This is a genomic window from Microbacterium sp. EYE_78 (assembly GCF_023149035.1).
Lineage (GTDB): Bacteria > Actinomycetota > Actinomycetes > Actinomycetales > Microbacteriaceae > Microbacterium.
On record NZ_JAHXMY010000003.1, the window covers coordinates 22,651 to 40,707 of the forward strand.

The window sequence follows — 18,057 nt, forward strand, 5'->3', positions numbered from 1 at the left end:
AAGTGGTGCGTCGGCGCTCAGAGGCCGAGGAGCTTCTTGGCGACCTTGGCGTCACCCTTGGCCAGGACCTGCTCCTGGTCGAGGCGACGGGTGCGGCGGGTCGCCTTGCCCTCGAGGTTGTGGCGGAGGTTGGCCTGCTGCTTCATCAGCTTGCCGCTCCCCGTGACCTTGAAACGCTTCTTGGCACCCGAGTGGGTCTTCTGCTTCGGCATATCTCTTCCTTCGTTGGGGTCCCGCGAACGGGAGTCTCAGGCCGCTTACTCCGCCGGGGCGGAAGCGGGGGTCTGCTCGTCCTCGGCCGAGCCGCTGCGTGCATCGCGTGCGGCCTGCTTCGTCGCGGCGCGGGCCGCGTTCTGCTCGGTCTTGACCTCGGACTTGTTCTTGTGCGGCGCGACCACCATCACCATGTTGCGTCCGTCGATCGTGGGGTTGGACTCCACGGTGCCGAACTCTGCGACATCCTCCGCGAACTTGCGGAGCAGACGCACACCCTGCTCGGGACGCGACTGCTCGCGACCACGGAAGAGGATCATCGCCTTGACCTTGTCGCCGGCCTGCAGGAAGCCCTCGGCGCGCTTGAGCTTGGTGATGTAGTCGTGAGCCTCGATCTTCAGACGGAACCGGACCTCCTTGAGGACGGTGTTCGCCTGATTGCGCCGCGCTTCCTTGGCCTTCTGCGCAGCCTCGTACTTGAACTTGCCGTAGTCCATGATCTTGACCACGGGGGGCTTCGAGTTGGGGGCTACCTCGACGAGATCGAGGTCGGCCTCCTGGGCCAGGCGCATGGCCACCTCGATGCGGACGACGCCGACCTGCTCACCCGCGGGGCCCACGAGGCGGACCTCGGGAACGCGGATGCGGTCATTGGTGCGGGGATCGCTGATGCGGGACTCCTCTTCGTGCGGTGGACGGCCTCCGGTGACACGGGAGGTGTGTCGCCGGGCGGAAGATCGTCACGTCCACCCCGCACGATGCAGCATCGGCGTTCTGTGTTCTGCACCCTGACTACCTCGCGGAACGAGGCGGAGTGCGAGACCCGGTAGCCTGGAGCGGCAAGCGCGGGTGGGATGTGATCCTCTTTCGACACGGAGCAGAACACTCCGGTGCCCGCAGAAGTCTAGCAGAGAGCAGCACGTGAGCACTATTCCGGCCGACCACAGCGATCACGACCCCGAGCGCCTCGCGCGGTGGGAGGAGCAGGAGCGGGTTGCGCAGTCCGCCGGGCGGGACATCGCCGACGTCCCCGCCGTCGAGGTCATCACCACGACGTCGGTCCACCTCATGAGCGCCGCAGCCGTGAAGCTCGGCCTGGCCGACGACCCCGACACGCAGAAGGACCTCGACGAGGCGAGGAAGCTCATCAACGCCCTCGCCGGGCTCATCACCGCGGCCGCCCCCGAGGTGAGCGACATGCACGCGCGGTCGCTGCGCGACGGGCTGCGCACCCTGCAGCTGGCCTTCCGCGAGGCCTCGACCATCCCCGACCCGATCGGCAAGGGCCCCGGCGAGAAGTGGACGGGCCCCGTCACCTGACGGGACCGGCAGTGGATGCCGCCGCGCGGCATCCACTCAGCCGCGGACGAGCTTGACGGTCAGCGAATCGACGAGCACCGCGATGCGGTCATCGGCCGCCCAGCGGGTCGCGAGACGCTGCAGGATCGCGTCGAGCGCCGCCTGATCGAGCCCGTCGACCAGATGCAGGCTGACCACCAGCTCCGGACCGCGAAGACGCGAGTGCGGATCCCCCGTCGCGACCGAGAGGTCGAGGACCCCGAGCTCGGTGCCGATCGATTCCTGCAATCCCGCGAACACCTCCGGCGAGGCGTGCGGCGGCTCCCAGGGCTGCGCCTGCCCGATCGCCCAGACGGCCGGGCGACGGATGACGAACTCGGTGTCGCTGCCGGGGTCGATGACGATGAGGTCGGTGTCGTCGGCCGCCGCGGAGAGGGCCGTTCGTACCCCCTCCGCCGGCACCGGGCGGGCCGCGGCATCCCACCGCGACATCGACTGCACGGAGGTGAAGACCGGCAGCACGCGCCTGCCGTCGGGAGCTGCGACCGTCACGATCGAGAGCTCCTGGGTCTTGTCGACGGTCAGACCCGTCGGCCCCACGCCCTCGTCACCCTTCTCGGCGATGAGGGGGATCAGCAGACGCGCGGTCCGATAGGCGTCGACGACCGCGGTCGCCGCCCCCTCCCCCGCGTGGAACGCCGTCAGCGCGGCCAGCAGGGCGGGATCCGCGCTGCCGTCGTCGCCGCTGTGCGGGTTCGCCTGGAAGCTGCGACCCTCCCATGGGACGCCGGCCGAGTCTGCCGGACGGCCGTGGTGCGGGTCAGTGTCCGGCGACATCCAGCGCCTCGGCCAGCGTGAACGCGCCGGCGTAGAGGGCCTTGCCCACGATCGCACCCTCGACGCCCAGCGGCACGAGCTCGCGGAGCGCGGCGATGTCGTCGAGGCTCGAGATGCCGCCCGAGGCCACGACCGGCTTGTCGGTGCGCACCGCCACCTCGCGCAGCAGCTCGATGTTCGGCCCCTGCAGCGTGCCGTCCTTCGTCACATCGGTGAGGACGTAGCGGCTGCACCCGGCATCCTCGAGTCGGTCCAGCACCTGCCACAGGTCGCCGCCGTCGCGGGTCCAGCCGCGGGCGGCCAGGGTCGTTCCGCGCACGTCGAGTCCGACGGCGATCGCGTCGCCGTAGCGCAGGATGACGTCGGCAGCCCATTCGGGGTTCTCGAGCGCCGCGGTGCCGAGGTTGATGCGCGTGGCCCCGGAGTCGAGGGCCGCGTCGAGCGACTCGTCATCACGGATGCCGCCGGAGAGCTCCACCTTCACACCGCGCAGCGACTTGATGACCTTGCGCAGGAGCGCCGCGTTCGAGCCGCGACCGAACGCCGCGTCCAGGTCGACGAGGTGGATCCACTCCGCACCCTGACGTGCCCATTCCTGCGCGGCGTCGACGGGGTCGCCGTAACTCGTCTCGGTGCCGGCCTCACCCTGCGTCAGTCGGACGGCCTTGCCGTCGGCGACGTCCACAGCGGGCAGCAGGGTCAGTTCGGGCGTGGATGCGAATTCGTTCATGGCTCCGGGTGGGACGGTGTGCGCACCGGGCGCGCGCACAGGGGGAAACCTTACTAGGACGCGGGCAGCGACCCGATCCAGTTGGACAGTAGACGGATGCCCGCGGCCCCGGACTTCTCCGGGTGGAACTGCGTGGCCGACAGCGGACCGTTCTCGACTGCGGCGAGGAACGGCGAACCGTGCTCGGACCAGGTGAGGATGGGCTCGCGGAACGGCTTCATGACCTCGAGGCTCCACTGCTGCGCCGCATAGGAGTGCACGAAGTAGAAGCGCTCCTCCTCGAGCCCATCGAAGAGGACGCTCCCGTCACCGGCGCGGACCGTGTTCCAGCCCATGTGCGGGAGCACCGGCGCATCCAGTTCCGTCACGGTGCCGGGCCACTCCCCCAACCCGTCGGTGTCGACGCCCCTCTCGACGCCGAGTTCGAACATGATCTGCATCCCGACGCAGATGCCGAGCACCGGCATCCCTCCAGCCAGTCGGCGCTCGATCAGCTCGTCGCCGCGGCTGTCCTTGAGGGCCGCCATGACCGCCGAAAAGGCGCCCACGCCCGGGACGAGGAGGCCGGCCGCGTCCGCGATGAGGCCCCGGTCCTTCGTGAGCCTCGCATCCGCGCCGGCCTCGATGAGCGCTTTGACGGCCGAGTGGACGTTGCCTGAGCCGTAGTCGAGGACGGCGACGAGAGGCGCGTCCGTCACAGGGCGCCCTTCGTGCTGGGGATGCCCTGGACGAGCGGGTCGAGCGCCTTCGCCTGTCGGAACGCGCGCGCGAACGCCTTGTACTCCGCCTCGGCGATGTGGTGCGGGTCGCGTCCACCGAGGAGGGTCACGTGCATCGTCAGGCCGGCGTGGAACGCGATCGCCTCGAAGGTGTGACGCACGAGGGAGCCGGTGAAGTGTCCACCGATCAGGTGGAACGCATACCCGTCGGGCTCACCCGTGTGAACGAGGTACGGACGGCCGCTGATGTCGACGACCGCCTGCGCCAGCGCCTCGTCGAGGGGGACGAGCGCATCGCCGTAGCGGGAGATGCCGGACTTGTCGCCGAGCGCCTGACGGATCGCCTGACCGAGGACGATGGCGGTGTCCTCCACCGTGTGGTGCGCGTCGATGTGGGTGTCGCCGGTCGCGCGGACGGTGAGATCGGTCAGCGAGTGCTTGGCGAACGCAGTGAGCAGGTGGTCGAAGAACGGCACCGTCGTCTCGATGGTGCTGCGACCGCTGCCGTCCAGGTCGAGCTCGAGCTCGATGGTCGACTCGCTCGTCGCGCGGCGGATCGAGGCCGTGCGGGGCGCGGATGTGCTCATGGATCGAGTCTACCGAGGCCCATCCCGTGCCACGGGCCGCGTGACGGCGGGCGTCAGAGCGAGGCGAGCGCTTCGAGGAACGCCGTGGACTCCTCCTCGCTGCCCGCCGAGACACGGAGGGTGTGCGGGATGCCCACGTCCCGGATCAGCACGCCTCGATCGTAGAGACCCTGCCAGGTCGCTCGGGGATCGTCGACACCGCCGAAGAGCACGAAGTTCGACCAGCTCTCGTACGGCGTGTAACCGAGCGCCGACAGCGTCGCGGAGATCCGATCACGCTGCGCGACGATGTCGTCGACCATGCGGAGCATCGTGGGCGCGTGACGCAGTGCCGCCGTCGCAGCCGCCTGCGTCAGCGCGCTCAGGTGGTACGGCAGGCGGACGAGGCGGAGTGCGTCGATCACGGCGGGATCCGCCGCCAGGTACCCGACACGCGCACCCGCGAAGGCGAACGCCTTGCTCATCGTCCGCGACACCACGAGCCGCTCGCGACCGTGCAGCAGGGTGAGCGCGGACGGCTCGTCGTGAGGGGCGAACTCCTGATAGGCCTCGTCGACGATGACGATGCCTCGGGATGCCTCGTACACCGCCTCGACGACCTCCAGCGGCAGCGGGGTGCCGGTGGGGTTGTTCGGCGCGCACAGGAAGACCACGTCGGGTTGTGCCCGCTCGATCTGCGCAGCGGCGTCCTGCGCGGAGAGCGTGAAGTCCGCACTGCGCGATCCCGAGACGTACGTGGCCCCGGTGGCCTCGGTGAGGAGCGGGTACATGGAGTACGTCGGCGCGAACCCGAACGCCGTCCGCCCGGGTCCTCCGAACGCCTGCAGGATGTGCTGCAGCACTTCGTTCGACCCATTGGCGGCCCAGATCTGCTCGGGCTCGAGGCCGTGTCCGAGGTAGTCGGCGAACCCCTCACGGAGCACGGTGAACTCGCGGTCCGGGTACCGGTTGATGTCGCGCAGCGCGTGGGCGACGGCATCCAAGATGTCGTCGGCCACCTCTTCAGGGACGGGATGCGTGTTCTCGTTGACGTTCAACGCCACGGGAAGTGGCGCCTGCGGGGCGCCGTAGGGCGTCTTGCCACGCAGATCGTCACGGAGAGGGAGGGCGTCCAAACGGGAACTCACCCCGCCATCGTAGGACGCGGGATGCCCCTACTCGCCCGCCGCCGAGTACTCCGCGGGGATGGCGATGGACTGCCCGGCGTCGACGACCGACGACGACAGGGCGTTCAGCCGGACGATGTCGTCGACGACGTCGCGGGGGTCGTACGACGGAGCGACGTCCTGGGCGATCGTCCAGAGCGAGTCGCCGGGCAGGACAGTGACGGTCTCGAAGGACTGCGCCGATGCGCCCGGCTCGCCGCTGGCGAGCGCCCCACCGCCGGAGAGGATGCCGATACCCAGTGCGACGACCGCGGGAACCGCAACGAGGCCGGCGAGCACACGACGTCCTCGCGTCGTGATGCGCAGGCGCGTGCGCGGTGCGACGAACGACGGAGCGGCGTCGATGCGGGTGATGGCGATGGTGCTCATGGTTCCTCCTGGGTGGTGACCCGGCGAGATGGGATCTTCGCCCCCGCCCGTCGGCCGGGACGAGCGGGTGCGAAGTTCTCTTCCGAATCTATCTTCGATGCTTTTCTAGTGTCAAGGGCCGCTGTGTCGCAGATCGATCGAAGACGACACGCGGTCGGCTGCGGGACGATGCTGTGGACACCGGATACGGTTTCGATGACGACAGCCCATCACCGACCTCCGACATTCGAAGGCGAGTGCTCCCCGGCAGGGACCCGGGGCGACGAAAGGAACGACATGAGCGACAAGCCGCAGACGCGTCGGCGGAAGAGCCTCAGCGACAAGCAGCTCGCCATCCTCGAGGTCATCCAGCGCTCGATCGCCCGTCACGGCTACCCGCCGAGCATGCGCGAGATCGGCGACGCGGTCGGGCTCAAGTCCCTGTCGAGCGTCACCCACCAGCTCAATCAGCTCGAGCTGAGCGGCTACCTCCGGCGCGATCCCGGCAAGACGCGTGCGATGGAGGTCCTCATCGACCTCCCCGGCGCAGCCGGCGAGAATCCGGCGGACGCCGCACCTGCCGTCGGCGACGCGGCCATGGTCCCCCTCGTCGGCCGCATCGCCGCGGGTGTCCCCATCACCGCTGAGCAGCAGGTCGAGGAGATCTTCCCGCTCCCGCGGCAGCTCGTGGGCAAGGGCGAGCTGTTCATGCTGAAGGTGTCGGGAGACTCGATGATCGACGCCGCCATCTGCGACGGCGACTGGGTCGTCGTGCGGTCGCAAGCGGATGCCGACAACGGCGAGATCGTCGCAGCGATGCTCGACGGCGAGGCGACCGTCAAGACCTTCCGCCAGCGGGACGGGCACACGTGGCTGCTCCCCCGTAACTCCGCCTTCGAGCCGATCCTCGGCGATGAGGCCGTCGTCCTCGGCAAAGTCGTGGCGGTCCTCCGGGCGGTGTGATCGCGGTGATGCGAGAAGGGGGGATGCCGGCGGCATCCCCCCTTCTGCGTCCCGTGGAGGCTCAGACGCCTGCGGCGACGCTCTCCCGCACGGCGCGAGCAGCTTCGACGATGTGGCGCAGCGACGCGACCGTCTCGTCGTATCCGCGGGTCTTGAGCCCGCAGTCCGGGTTGACCCACAGCCGCCGGACCGGCAGCTCCGCGGCCGCCCGCTCCAGCAGCGCGGTGATCTCGTCGACCGACGGCACCCGGGGCGAGTGGATGTCGTAGACGCCCGGGCCGATGCCGTGTGCGAACCCGGATGCCGCGATGTCGCCGATGACCTCACCCCGACTGCGTGCCGCCTCGATCGAGGTGACGTCGGCATCGAGCGCGGCGACGGCGTCGATGACGACTCCGAACTCGGAGTAGCAGAGGTGCGTGTGGATCTGGGTCGCGTCCGCTGCGCCCGAGGTCGCCAGCCGGAACGATCCGACGGACCACGCGAGGTAGCCAGGCTGGTCCGCGGTGCGCAGCGGGAGCAGCTCGCGCAGCGCGGGCTCGTCGACCTGGACGATGGCGATCCCCGTTGCTTCGAGGTCGGCGATCTCGTCGCGCAGGGCGAGGGCGACCTGATCCGCCGTGACGGCCAGCGGCTGGTCGTCACGGACGAACGACCACGCCAGGATCGTGACCGGACCGGTGAGCATCCCCTTGACCGGCTTGTCCGAGAGCGACTGGGCGTACGCGGCCCACGGCACGGTGATCGGTGCGGGCCGGGACACGTCGCCCCACAGGATCGACGGTCGGGTGGCCCGCGATCCGTACGACTGGACCCACCCGTTGCGCGTCACCGCGAATCCGTCGAGATGCTCCGCGAAGTACTGGACCATGTCGTTGCGTTCGGGCTCCCCGTGGACGAGGACGTCGAGTCCGACCTCCTCCTGGAGCGAGACGACACGGGCGATCTCGCGGCGGAGGAAGCCGTCGTAACCGGCGTCGTCGATGCGGCCGGCGGCGTGGTCGGCGCGGGCCCGTCGGATCTCGGCCGTCTGCGGGAACGAGCCGATGGTCGTGGTGGGGAGGGCGGGGAGGCCCAATGCCTCGTCCTGCGCCGCGGAGCGGATCGCGAAGTCGGTCCGCCGATAGTCCCCGTCGGTCAGGGCGGCGGTCCGCGCGCGGACCGCCGCGTCGCGGACACCCGGAGCCGAATCGCGATCCGCGAGCGCCGCCGTCGCGGCATCCAGTTCGTCGGCGATGCCGGATCGTCCTCCGTCGAGCCCTCGGGCGAGGGTGACCACCTGCCCGACCTTCTGGTCGGCGAACGCGAGCCAGGACGACAGCCGCGCGTCGAGCTCCGGCTCATCGGCCAGGTCGTGGGGAACATGCTGCAGGCTCGTCGACGTGCCCGCGGCGACGACGGCGGCACCCAGCCGCGCCGCGGCGTCGAGGGTGTCGGCCGCTCCGGCGAGATCCCCCCGCCACACGTTGCGCCCGTCGACGACCCCCGCGACGAGTGCCTTCGAAGCGAGACCGGGATGGGGCTCGGGGAGGGATCCGCGGGTGAGGTCGATTGCGAGGCCCTCGACCGCCGAGGCGGCGAGCGCGTGCCACCCCTGCGACGACAGCGGGCCGTAGCCTGCTGCGACGAGGAGTTTCGGGCGCCGCGTCGCCGCGGCGAGCACGGCGTAGGTGCGCGCGGCCGCATCCGCCAACTCGTCGTCCGTGTACCCGAGCGACTGGCTCACCAGCGCGGGCTCGTCGAGCTGCACCCACTCCGCTCCGGCATCGCGGAGGGTGCGCAGCAGCTGTGCGTAGACGGGGAGGAGGTCGTCGAGACGCTCGAGGGGCCGCGGCGCGCCAGAAGCACTCGGCTTGGCGAGGGCGAGGAAGGTCACCGGACCGACGAGCACGGGCCGCGTCACGACGCCGTCGGCGATCGCCTCGGCGACCTGTCGCGAGAACCGGTCGCTCGACAGCGAGAAGCGGGTCTCGGGGCCGATCTCGGGCACGAGGTAGTGGTAGTTCGTGTCGAACCATTTGGTCATCTCGAGGGGCGCGTCCTCGCCCTCGCCGCGCGCGGCGGTGAAGTACGCCGCGAGGGGAACCTCCCCATCGGCGCCGCGGAGCCGGTCGAATCGCGCCGGAAGCGCGCCGACCGCCGCGGCGACGTCGAGCACCTGGTCGTAATAGGAGAACGATTCGGGGATGGCGGAGTCCGTGCGGCCGAGGCCGAGGGCTGCGAGACGCTCCCGGGTCCGACGGCGCAGGTCGGCGGCGACCTGTTCCAGCCCGCCCTCGTCGAGGTCGCCGCGCCAGTGGGCTTCGACCGCGCGCTTGAGTTCGCGGCGGCGGCCGATGCGGGGGTAGCCGAGGATCGTTCCGGCGGGGAAGGCGGTCATGGGGCGGTCTCCTTGGTCGAGGCGATGATCCCGGCCTCGCGCAGGGTGGCGAGGACCGTGTCGTGGTTGTTGAAGGCGTAGAGGTGGATGCCGGGGGCGCCGCCCTCGAGGACGGCACGGCTGAGTTCCGCGGCGTATCGGATGCCGAGTTCGCGGCGCCCCTCCGCGGTCGGCTCCACGTCGAGTTCGACCGCGAGGTCGCCGGGCACCTGCTCACCGGTGAGCTCGAGCACCCGACGGAGGCGGCCGGGCGAGGTGATCGGCATGATGCCGGGGAGGATCGGGATCAGGACACCCGCCTGCCGCGCGCGGCCGACGAAGGCGAGGTAGTCGTCGGCGTGGAAGAACAGCTGGGTGATGGCGAGCGTCGCCCCGGCCGCCTGCTTGGCGAGCAGGGCGTCGATGTGCTCGGACGGGTACCGCGACCGGGGGTGGCCGTTCGGGAAGGCCGCGACGGCGATGTCGACCTGCTGACGGCGGCCGACGCGGGCGGCCCCCGGGACACCCGGGATCGGATCTTCGCGGTAGGGCGAGTGCTCGGCCTGCACACGGTCGATGAGCTGCACGAGCTGGGCCGCGCTCTCGAGGTCGCCGAGGGCCGTCTCCCCCGGTGCGGCACCCTCGGGCGGATCGCCGCGGAGCGCGAGGAACGAGCGGATGCCGGCTGCGAGGAACTCGCGGATCAGCGCGGTCGCCTCGGCGTACGAGCTGCCGATGCAGGTGAGGTGGGCGAGGGGCTCGACGCGCGTCTCGCGGAGGATGTGCGTCAGCACGTCCAGCGACCGGCCCCCGGTGGACCCGCCGGCACCGTAGGTCACGGAGATGAAGGACGGGGCGACCTCGGCCAGTCGCGCGATCGTCTCGTAGAGCGCGGCGTACGAGGCGTCGCTGCGGGGCGGGTACACCTCGAACGACACCGGCACGGTCGTGACGGACGGGGTCGTGATGATCGACATGAGCGGTACTCCGGGGACGGCGGTAGGGGCCTGGCGGCCGCGGACCGCACGAGGGGTGCGGTGACATCGCGGGCGGGTGCCGGGCTCGGCTGTCGCTCCGGACCCGGATGACCGGGCCACTGGTCAGCCACAGTAGCCACCGGCATCCCGTCGCGACAGGGGTGTGACGGTTCGTTGAGACATGTGACGCCGCATTGCGCCGCGTAGCGTGGACGCATGACGACCGTCGCGCCGTACGGCTCCTGGATCTCGCCCCTCTCCGCCGCGGATGCGTCCGCCGCCGGCACGCGCTTCGACGGTGCGCGCTTCGTCGGCGACGAGGTGTGGTGGGGCGAGTCCGTCGCTGCGGAGGGCGGTCGCAGTGCGGTCCGCCGATCCGCGACGGACGGGACCGTCCGGGATGTCCTGCCGGCACCCTGGGACGCGCGCTCGCGCGTGCACGAGTACGGCGGCGGGGCGTGGACGGCGTCGCCCGACGGCATCCTGTTCTTCGTCGAGAAGACCGATCAGCGGATCTGGTCGCTCGTGCCCGGGCAGGAGCCGGTGGCCCTCACACCCGAGGACCCCGCCGCACGCCACGGCGGTCTCCGATGGCAGCACGGCGTCCTGCTGGCCGTTCGCGAACAGCACGGCGATCACCCCGTGCCGAGCCGGTCGATCGTCCGGATCCCGCTCGAGGGCGGCGCCCCGGTCGAGGTGGTGGCCGGCTCCGACTTCGTCGCACAGCCCGCCCTGTCCCCGGGCGGCGACTCGCTCGCGTGGGTGGCCTGGAACCATCCGGACATGCCGTGGGACCGCACCGAGGTGCGCGTCGGCTCGCTGGTCGACGGACGGGTGACCTCCTGGCGCCGCGTCAGTTCGGGCACGACCGCCGCGCTGCAGCCGGAATGGGATGCCGAGGGCCGCCTCGTCTTCGTCGACGACCCGAGCGGGCGGTGGAACCTGTGGCGCACGGGCGACGCGCCGACCGGCACGGACGGCGCGCCCGCCGTATGCGTGGCACCCGCGGACGCCGACACCGGCGGCGGTCTGTGGGTACTCGGCTCCCGCTGGTACGCGCCCCTCGCCGACGGGTTCGCGGCGGTGCGCACCAACGGCAGCAGCGAGATCGTCCTGGTGCACCCGGACGGCAGTACCAGCCCGACGGAGGTGCCCGTCCGCGACCGGGCGGTCATCGAGGACGCCGCGGTCACACGCGTGCTCGTCTCCGGGTCGGCGCCGGGTGTCTCGGGCGTCTGGCTCGTCGAGGCGGACGGGCGGGCGACCCTCGTGCGCGGCAGTCGCTCCGACCTCGACGAGCGGTGGATCCCGTCCGTGCGGGAGGTCACCGTCGCGGGACCGCACGGCGAGGTGCACGCCTACGATCACCCCCCGACGAATCCCGGGTTCACCGCGCCCGACGGTGAGCTGCCGCCCTACGTCGTCCTCGTGCACGGCGGCCCGACGGCGCACGTCGGCGGGGTCGCGGACAGCAAGACCACGTTCTTCACGAGCCGCGGGATCGGCGTCCTCGACGTCAACTACGGCGGTTCGACAGGGTACGGCCGCGCCTACCGCGATCGCCTGCACGGGCAGTGGGGTGTCGTCGACCGCGATGACGTCGCGGCTGTGGCATCCGGTCTCGCGGCGGAGGGCCGTGCGGACTCGTCCCGCATCGCCATCGAAGGCGGCTCAGCGGGTGGATGGACCGTGCTGTCCGCCCTGGCACGGACCGACGTCTTCGCCGCAGGGATCTCGCGATACGGCGTCGGCGACGCGCGGTTGCTGGCGACGGACACGCACGACTTCGAGGCCCGCTACCTCGACGGACTCATCGGACCGCTGCCGGAGGCGGAGGACCTCTACGTGGAGCGGTCGCCGTTGACCCACACGGACGGGTTCTCCGTGCCGGTGCTGCTGCTGCAGGGCCAGGATGACGCGGTCGTGCCGCCGTCGCAGGCCGAAGCGATCCGCGACGCACTGGCCGCGCGCGGCGTGCCGCACGCCTACGTCCTGTACCCCGGCGAAGGTCACGGATTCCGTCGTGCGGAGACGGTCGTGCACTCCCTCGAGACCGAGCTCGCCTTCCTCGGTCAGGTCTTCGGCTTCGACACGCCGGGTGTGGCCGAGGTCGCACTCGAGTGAATGCGAACGGCGGATGCCGCGGGCTCGGCGAGCCGCGGCATCCGCCGTGCTCCGGTCGTGACGACCGGGCCTAGACCGTGTACGGCGCGAGCTCCGCGGCGAGGCGCTCCGACACGTGCGCGTGCACGGCGGTGCCGCCTGCCTCGTGCGAGGTCGACACGATGTGCCCCGACTCGTGGACCGCGTTGACGAGATCGCCTCGGTCGTACGGCACGAGCGCCCGCACCTCGACCGCGGGCAGCGGCAGCGCATCCTCGATCGCGGCGCGGAGGTCGGCGATGCCCTCCCCGGTGCGCGACGAGACGAAGTGCGCCTTCGGCTCGAGGCCGCGCAGGACGAGGCGGGTGTCGGGGTCGACCAGGTCGGCCTTGTTGAAGACGACGATCTCGTTGGTCGATCGCGCGCCGACGTCGCCCATCACGTCGCGGACGGTCGCGAGCTGGGCCGCCGGGTCGGGGTGGGAACCGTCGACCACGTGCACGATGACGTCGGCGCCGCCGACCTCCTCGAGGGTGGAGCGGAACGCCTCGACGAGCTGATGCGGCAGGTTCCGCACGAATCCGACGGTGTCCGTCAGGGTGAACACGCGCCCGTCGGCCGCCTCGGCGCGACGGACGGTCGCATCCAGCGTCGCGAACAGCGCGTTCTCGACGAGGACCCCCGCGCTCGTCAGCTTGTTGAGCAGGCTCGACTTGCCGGCGTTCGTGTACCCGGCGATCGCCACCGACGGGATCGTGTTGCGCTTGCGCTCGGCGCGCTTGGCGTCGCGGGCCGGAGCGAAGTCGCGGATCTGCCGTCGCAGCATCGCCATGCGCGTGCGGATGCGGCGGCGGTCGAGCTCGATCTTCGTCTCACCCGGTCCGCGCGAGCCCATGCCCGCACCGCCGGCACCGACTTGGCCACCGGCCTGTCGGCTCATCGAGTCACCCCAGCCGCGCAGCCGTGGGAGCAGGTACTCGAGCTGCGCGAGCTCGACCTGCGCCTTGCCCTCGCGGCTCTTGGCGTGCTGACTGAAGATGTCGAGGATGACGGTGGTCCGGTCGATGACCTTGACCTTCACGACGTCCTCGAGCGCGCGCCGCTGGCTGGGCGCGAGCTCGGTGTCGGCGATGACGGTGTCCGCACCGACCGCGACGACGAGGTCGCGCAGCTCGGCGGCCTTGCCGCGTCCGATGTAGGTGGCGGGGTCCGGATGCGGCCGCCGCTGCAGGACGCCGTCGAGGACGACGGCGCCCGCCGTCTCGCTCAGGGCGGCGAGCTCGCGCAGCGAGTTCTCGGCATCCTCGTGCGAGCCCTGCGGGTAGACCCCGATGAGCACGACGTTCTCGAGCCGCAGCTGCCGGTACTCGACCTCGGTGACGTCCTCGAGCTCCGTCGACAGCCCGGGCACGCGTCGGAGCGCGGCGCGCTCCTCGCGATCCCACTGCTCGCCGTCGGTGTCGCCGTACGCGACCGTGCTCTCGTCCTGCAGCGCCTGCGCCGCACCGAACACGCGCACCCCAGAGCGCGCATCGGCGCGCGCGAGCACCCGGTCGACGGGATCCACCGCGTCGTCCGTCGTGGAAGGGGTGGTGGTGTCTGTCATGTGATCCTTTCGCGGCCTCGCGGCCATCCGTGCACTCTAGCTTCCCGCGGCTCCGAACGCCTCCGCTACGCTCGTCGCATGGGGAGCGATCATTACTTCAGCGCGTCCCCGTCCAGCTCTGAGAACCTCCGCCGCATCCGCGTGACCCTGGCGGGCCGCGACGTCGAGGTGACGACGGCGGGCGGGGTCTTCAGTCCCGACCATGTGGACGGCGGGACGGCCGTGCTGTTGGCCAACACGCCCCCTCCGCCGGCCGGCGGCCACCTGCTCGACCTCGGATGCGGCTGGGGACCGATCGCCCTCTCGCTCGCCCTCGACGCGCCGCACGCGACGGTCTGGGCGGTCGACGTGAACGAGCGCGCGCTGGACCTGGTCCGCCGCAACGCTGAGCATCTCGGCCTCGACAACGTCAACGCCGTGCTGCCCGAGGATGTTCCCGCGGAGGTCGCGTTCCGCACCATCCGCTCGAACCCCCCGATCCGCGTCGGGAAGGACGTCCTCCACGGCCTCCTCGAGACGTGGATCCCGCGGCTCGCCGAGCGCAGCGACGCGTGGCTCGTCGTGCAGCGCAACCTCGGTTCGGATTCGCTCCAGCGGTGGCTCGCGGCATCCCTCGACCGCGGGTACTCGGTCAGCCGGGCGGCGACGGGTCGCGGGTTCCGGGTGTTGAAGGTGCGCCGGCACGGGACGCCCGCCACGGGGACGATCCCGCTGCCGTGAGGGGCGTTCAGGCGAGGGTGATCTCGCCGGAGTAGACGAGGGACGCGGGCCCCGACAGCAGCACGCGCTCGCCCTCCGAGGTGCGCACGACGCGGACGCCGAGCCGCCCCCCGGGGACGTCGACCGTCCAGCGATCAGGCGCGCCGGCGCCGGCCCAATGACGGACGGCGAGGGCGGATGCCGCGACGCCCGTCCCGCACGAGAGGGTCTCCCCCACGCCCCGTTCGAACACCCGCATCCGGATCGCGCCGACCCCGTCCTGCACGAGCGGCTCCTCGGGCACGACGAACTCGACGTTCGCGCCGGCGGAGGGCTGCGGGTCCAGGTGCGGCTGGACGGTGAGATCGAGGTCCGCGAGCTCGTCGAGACTCGACAGCGCGACGACCACGTGCGGATTGCCGACATCGATGCCGAGACCGGGACGCGCGACCTTCAGGCCCCGCCCGCGGACGAGCACCTCGTCGTCCACCGGACGCCACAGTCCGAGATCCACCTCGAAGCCGTTGTCGCTGAGCGTGACGGACTTGGTGCCCGCTCGTGTGCCGACGGCGAGGGTCTCCCCCGGCGCGAGCGTCACGAAGCCCGCGCTCAGCAGATACTTCGCGAAGACCCGGACACCGTTGCCGCACATCTCGGCGATGGAGCCGTCGGCGTTGCGGTAGTCCATGAACCACTCGGCGTCGGGCGTCGCCGCGCCGGCGTCGATCGCGCTGGAACGGACCACGCGCAGCATGCCGTCGCCGCCGATCCCGAACCGGCGGTCGGTCAGCGCCGCCACCTGCTCGCCGGTGAGGTCGAGCGCGCCATCGGGGTCGGCGACGATCACGAAGTCGTTGCCCGTCCCGTGGCCCTTGGTGAACGCGATCGTCGGCATCCCCCGATTCTACGGGCGCCCGCCTGCGCGTCGGCTCAGCCGGAGAGGAGCTCGGATGCCGCCGCTCCGGGCTGCATCCACGCCAGCTCGCGGTACCGCTTGAACCACGAGACCTGCCGCCGCGCGTACCGACGGGTCAGGGCCTGCGTCTGCTCGATCGCCTCGGAGGCGGTGAGGCGACCGTCCAGCTGCGCGAGCGCCTGCGCGTAGCCGATGGCGCGAGGAGCCGTCGTGCCCGACTCCAAGCCGAGCTCGCGCAGCCGCGCCGCTTCGTCGACGATGCCCGCCGCCCACATCCCCTCGACGCGCCGGTCGAGCCGGTCGACGAGCTCGGCCCGGTCCACGTGCACGCCGCGGACGACGGTCCGCCCGTGCCAGAGATCCGGCGACTCCGGCAGCGCCGCCCCGTGGGTGTCGGCTCCCTGCAGCACGACCTCGAGCGCACGGACGATCCGACGACCGTTGCCCGGGTCGACGCGTGACGCCGTCGCGGGGTCGGCGGCACGCAGCCTGGCGAGCAGTGTCCCCGGCCCGTCCCGTTCGAGCTCGGCTTCGAGCTCGCGACGGAGCGCCTCGTTTCGCGGCGGGAAGCGGAAGTCGTAGAGCACGCTCGACACGTAGAGACCCGAGCCGCCCACGAGGACGGCATCGCGGCCTCGGGCGAAGATCCCCTCGATGGCCGCGCGGGCATGGGCCTGGTAGGCGGCGACGGCGGCGTCCTCGGTCACGTCCAGCACGTCGAACAGGTGGTGCGGGATGCCGCGACGCTCCGCGACGGGGAGCTTCGCGGTCCCGATGTCCATCCCTCGGTACAGCTGCATCGCGTCGGCATTGACGATCTCGGCGCCGGGGCCGTCTCGGGTCAGCGCCTCGGCGAGGTCGAGCGAGAGCGCCGTCTTGCCTGTGCCGGTCGCACCCACGATCGCCCACAGGCGCGGTGCGCCCACGGACTCAGCGCCCGGGCGCGACGGGGCGGAGTGTGGGCAGCCCCAACGAGACGGCGCGAGGCGCCCCGTCAGCGGATGCCGGGGCGGGCACACCGCACGAATCAGCCTGCGCACGGTCCCAGGCGTCACCAGCCCGTGTCCGGCGGATGCGCAGGGGCGCACTGTCAGGGCTGTCGGCCAGGAGGTGGAACGGAGCGGCGTGCGTGATCGTCACCGATACGACGTCGCCCGGCCGAGGCACGGGCGATCCCTCCGGCAACTCGAAGTGGACGAGTCGGTTGTCCTCCGCGCGTCCCGTCAGGCGGTGCGTCGCGGCATCCTTCTTGCCCTCGCCCGTGGAGACGAGGACCTCGACCGTGCGACCGAGCTGTCGCTGGTTCTCCTCGAGGGAGATGCGCTCCTGGAGGGCGACGAGCCGGTTGTAGCGCTCCTGGACGACCTCCTTGGGAACCTGGTCGGGCATCGTGGCCGCAGGGGTGCCCTCGCGGATGGAGTACTGGAAGGTGAACGCGCTCGCGAACCGGGCCTGCTCGACGACGCGCATGGTGTCCTCGAAGTCCTCGTCGGTTTCGCCCGGGAAGCCGACGATGATGTCGGTCGAGATCGCGGCGTGCGGCATCTTGGCGCGGACGCGGTCGAGGATGCGGAGGAAGCGCTCGCTGCGGTACGAGCGCCGCATCGCCTTGAGGATGCGGTCCGACCCGGACTGCAGCGGCATGTGCAGCTGTGGCATGACCGCAGGGGTCTCGGCCATCGCATCGATCACGTCGTCGGTGAAGGCGGCGGGGTGCGGGCTCGTGAATCGGACCCGCTCCAGCCCGGGGATCTCGCCCGCCGCGCGCAGCAGCTTTCCGAACGCATGCCGGTCACCGAACTCGACGCCGTAGCTGTTGACGTTCTGGCCCAGCAGGGTGACCTCGATCGCGCCGTCCTCGACGAGCAGTCGGATCTCGTTCAGGATGTCGCCGGGTCGGCGGTCCTTCTCCTTGCCGCGCAGGCTGGGCACGATGCAGAACGTGCAGGTGTTGTTGCATCCGACCGAGATCGAGACCCACCCGCTGTGGGCCGAGTCCCGCTTGGTCGGGAGCGTCGACGGGAAGATCTCCAGCGACTCGAGGATCTCCAGCTCGGCCTCGCCGTTGTGGCGCGCGCGCTCGAGCAGGCTCGGCAGGGATCCCATGTTGTGGGTGCCGAAGACGACGTCGACCCAGGGTGCCTTCTGCTGGACGGCATCCTTGTCCATCTGCGCCAGGCAACCCCCGACCGCGATCTGCATGCCGTCGTGCTTGTCCTTGCGGCTCTTGAGGTGACCGAGGGTGCCGTAGAGCTTGCCCGCAGCGTTGTCACGGACCGCGCACGTGTTGATCACGACCACGTCGGCCTCGGCGCCGACCTCGGCCCGGATGTAGCCGGCCGACTCGAGCGACCCTGAGAGCCGCTCGGAGTCGTGGACGTTCATCTGACAGCCGAAGGTCCGCACTTCGTAGGTGCGGGGGCGACCGTCGTCGGCGACGGCGGCGGCGGACGGGGCGATCAGGGTGGGAGCAGCGGAAGGGCTGGACATGATCAGGCCATTCTACGATCCGCGACTGCGCGTGACGCCCGGCGC

Annotated in this window: 18 protein-coding genes; 4 read left to right on the top strand and 14 right to left on the bottom strand. The window is 71.2% G+C overall.

The genetic code is table 11. The annotated features are described in order from the left end of the window. Positions 1-17: 17 nt before the first annotated feature. Together rpmI and infC are read right to left on the bottom strand one after the other, a co-directional pair. Entirely contained in the window at positions 18-212 is a 195-nt protein-coding gene (rpmI, locus tag KZX17_RS14130) for a 50S ribosomal protein L35 (protein WP_248175183.1), read from the bottom strand. A gap of 45 nt (positions 213-257) precedes the next feature. Further along, positions 258-884, bottom strand: a complete 627-nt coding sequence (gene infC, locus KZX17_RS14135; RefSeq protein ID WP_248175234.1) for a translation initiation factor IF-3 — start codon at positions 882-884, stop codon at positions 258-260. Positions 885-1,134: 250 nt separating this feature from the next. On the opposite strand from infC, the gene KZX17_RS14140 reads away from it, so the two are divergent. Further along, positions 1,135-1,533, top strand: a complete 399-nt coding sequence (locus KZX17_RS14140; protein WP_248175181.1) for a DUF1844 domain-containing protein — start codon at positions 1,135-1,137, stop codon at positions 1,531-1,533. A 36-nt stretch (positions 1,534-1,569) separates the two neighbouring features. Here KZX17_RS14140 and KZX17_RS14145 read toward each other — a convergent pair whose 3' ends face one another. From KZX17_RS14145 to KZX17_RS14170, 6 genes are read right to left on the bottom strand one after another with little or no spacing between them, the layout of a single operon-like run. Further along, positions 1,570-2,349 (bottom strand): SseB family protein, encoded by a 780-nt coding sequence (locus KZX17_RS14145; protein ID WP_248175179.1) that lies wholly within the window; start codon positions 2,347-2,349, stop codon positions 1,570-1,572. After that, positions 2,333-3,079: a bifunctional 1-(5-phosphoribosyl)-5-((5-phosphoribosylamino)methylideneamino)imidazole-4-carboxamide isomerase/phosphoribosylanthranilate isomerase PriA gene (priA, locus tag KZX17_RS14150; protein WP_248175177.1), complete on the bottom strand. Its 747-nt coding sequence runs from the start codon at positions 3,077-3,079 to the stop codon at positions 2,333-2,335. Before priA ends, KZX17_RS14145 begins: the two co-directional genes overlap by 17 nt. Before the next feature lie 53 nt (positions 3,080-3,132). Beyond that, a complete protein-coding gene (gene hisH, locus KZX17_RS14155; protein WP_248175175.1) occupies positions 3,133-3,777 on the bottom strand; it encodes an imidazole glycerol phosphate synthase subunit HisH in 645 nt (214 codons plus the stop codon). Next, positions 3,774-4,385: an imidazoleglycerol-phosphate dehydratase HisB gene (gene hisB / locus KZX17_RS14160; protein WP_248175172.1), complete on the bottom strand. Its 612-nt coding sequence runs from the start codon at positions 4,383-4,385 to the stop codon at positions 3,774-3,776. The genes hisH and hisB overlap by 4 nt, the downstream gene beginning before the upstream one ends. A gap of 53 nt (positions 4,386-4,438) precedes the next feature. Next, positions 4,439-5,512 carry a histidinol-phosphate transaminase gene (locus KZX17_RS14165; RefSeq protein ID WP_248175170.1) on the bottom strand — a complete coding sequence of 358 codons (1,074 nt, stop codon included), beginning with the start codon at positions 5,510-5,512 and terminating at the stop codon, positions 4,439-4,441. Between the two features lie 27 nt (positions 5,513-5,539). Then, a complete protein-coding gene (locus KZX17_RS14170; RefSeq protein ID WP_248175169.1) occupies positions 5,540-5,920 on the bottom strand; it encodes a LysM peptidoglycan-binding domain-containing protein in 381 nt (126 codons plus the stop codon). 276 nt (positions 5,921-6,196) lie between these two features. Between KZX17_RS14170 and lexA the strand changes: the two genes are divergently transcribed. Then, entirely contained in the window at positions 6,197-6,862 is a 666-nt protein-coding gene (gene lexA / locus KZX17_RS14175; RefSeq protein ID WP_248175167.1) for a transcriptional repressor LexA, read from the top strand. 61 nt (positions 6,863-6,923) lie between these two features. On the opposite strand, the gene metE is transcribed toward lexA, so the two are convergent. Next, positions 6,924-9,242 carry a 5-methyltetrahydropteroyltriglutamate--homocysteine S-methyltransferase gene (metE, locus tag KZX17_RS14180; RefSeq protein ID WP_248175165.1) on the bottom strand — a complete coding sequence of 773 codons (2,319 nt, stop codon included), beginning with the start codon at positions 9,240-9,242 and terminating at the stop codon, positions 6,924-6,926. Continuing rightward, positions 9,239-10,198 (bottom strand): methylenetetrahydrofolate reductase, encoded by a 960-nt coding sequence (locus KZX17_RS14185; protein WP_248175163.1) that lies wholly within the window; start codon positions 10,196-10,198, stop codon positions 9,239-9,241. The genes metE and KZX17_RS14185 overlap by 4 nt, the downstream gene beginning before the upstream one ends. A 216-nt stretch (positions 10,199-10,414) precedes the next feature. Here KZX17_RS14185 and KZX17_RS14190 point away from each other — a divergent pair, with 216 nt between their 5' ends. Next, on the top strand, positions 10,415-12,322 hold the full coding sequence (locus tag KZX17_RS14190) for a prolyl oligopeptidase family serine peptidase (protein WP_248175161.1): 1,908 nt from the start codon (positions 10,415-10,417) through the stop codon (positions 12,320-12,322). Between the two features lie 70 nt (positions 12,323-12,392). On the opposite strand, the gene hflX is transcribed toward KZX17_RS14190, so the two are convergent. Continuing rightward, positions 12,393-13,907, bottom strand: a complete 1,515-nt coding sequence (hflX, locus tag KZX17_RS14195) for a GTPase HflX (RefSeq protein ID WP_248175159.1) — start codon at positions 13,905-13,907, stop codon at positions 12,393-12,395. 78 nt (positions 13,908-13,985) lie between these two features. Here hflX and KZX17_RS14200 point away from each other — a divergent pair, with 78 nt between their 5' ends. Next, positions 13,986-14,627: a class I SAM-dependent methyltransferase gene (locus tag KZX17_RS14200; RefSeq protein ID WP_248175157.1), complete on the top strand. Its 642-nt coding sequence runs from the start codon at positions 13,986-13,988 to the stop codon at positions 14,625-14,627. A gap of 7 nt (positions 14,628-14,634) precedes the next feature. Here the strand turns inward: KZX17_RS14200 and dapF are convergent, their stop codons facing one another. From dapF to miaB, 3 genes are read right to left on the bottom strand one after another with little or no spacing between them, the layout of a single operon-like run. Further along, on the bottom strand, positions 14,635-15,501 hold the full coding sequence (gene dapF / locus KZX17_RS14205; RefSeq protein WP_248175155.1) for a diaminopimelate epimerase: 867 nt from the start codon (positions 15,499-15,501) through the stop codon (positions 14,635-14,637). A gap of 35 nt (positions 15,502-15,536) precedes the next feature. Next, a complete protein-coding gene (gene miaA, locus KZX17_RS14210; RefSeq protein ID WP_248175153.1) occupies positions 15,537-16,448 on the bottom strand; it encodes a tRNA (adenosine(37)-N6)-dimethylallyltransferase MiaA in 912 nt (303 codons plus the stop codon). A 4-nt stretch (positions 16,449-16,452) separates the two neighbouring features. Continuing rightward, positions 16,453-18,012, bottom strand: coding sequence for a tRNA (N6-isopentenyl adenosine(37)-C2)-methylthiotransferase MiaB (gene miaB / locus KZX17_RS14215; RefSeq protein WP_248175151.1), 1,560 nt, complete (start codon positions 18,010-18,012; stop codon positions 16,453-16,455). Positions 18,013-18,057: the final 45 nt, after the last annotated feature.